At 75.8% G+C, this 711-nt stretch carries 2 protein-coding genes; both read left to right on the top strand.

The window, feature by feature from the left end:
• Positions 1-459: bactofilin family protein (locus HW577_RS26025; RefSeq protein WP_198378961.1), on the top strand; the 459-nt coding region annotated here is incomplete at its 5' end.
• 56 nt (positions 460-515) lie between these two features.
• The coding region (locus HW577_RS26795) for a hypothetical protein (RefSeq protein WP_232475256.1) at positions 516-711 on the top strand (196 nt) is incomplete at its 3' end.

Below are 711 nucleotides of genomic sequence, written 5' to 3' on the forward strand. Positions count from 1 at the left end.
GCCGGCGTTTCCCGCGTCGCGACGCCGCCCGCCGCCACCACGGCGGCGCGCCCGACCGCCCGGCCGGAAGCGGCCGACCGCCGCACCCTCGTCGTCGGCAAGGGGATCAGCCTGCAGGGCACCGTCACGGAAGCCGAGCGGCTGGTGATCGAAGGCACGATGGAGAGCCAGCTTCTGCAGGCGCAGGAGCTGATCATCAGCCATTCCGGCGTCTTCAAGGGCGAGGTGCAGGTCGAGGACGCCGAGATCGCCGGCACCTTCGACGGCACGCTCATCGCCAATGGCTCGCTCACCATCCGCTCGACCGGCCGCGTGCTCGGCACGGCGCGCAGCCGGCGCCTGTCGGTCGAGGATGGCGGACAGCTCTCCGGCAAGATGGAGATGATCACCGAGGCGAGCGCCCCCGCGCCGCGCCCCGCGCTCGCCCCCGTCCGCTCGAGCGAGCCCGCCGACGCCTGATCCCGCCCCGCCCGGCCCCGTGCCGGGCGGCCAGGGGAGAGGACTTCCCGCCCGCGATGCCCGGCCTGCGTCCCGCCTGCCTGCTGCCGCTATTGATGTTGGGCTGCGCAGCGGAACGGGAGGCGGAGCAGGCCATGGCGATGGAGCAGGCGCTGCGGTCCGCCCGCGCGGGCTTCGCCTCGCCCGCCACGCCGGCCTCGCGCCCGCCGGCAACCGCCCCGGCCGCTGCGAGGTCACCGGCCGCCGCCGTGT

This window comes from Neoroseomonas rubea (assembly GCF_016106015.1).
Classification (GTDB): Bacteria; Pseudomonadota; Alphaproteobacteria; order Acetobacterales; family Acetobacteraceae; genus Neoroseomonas; species Neoroseomonas rubea.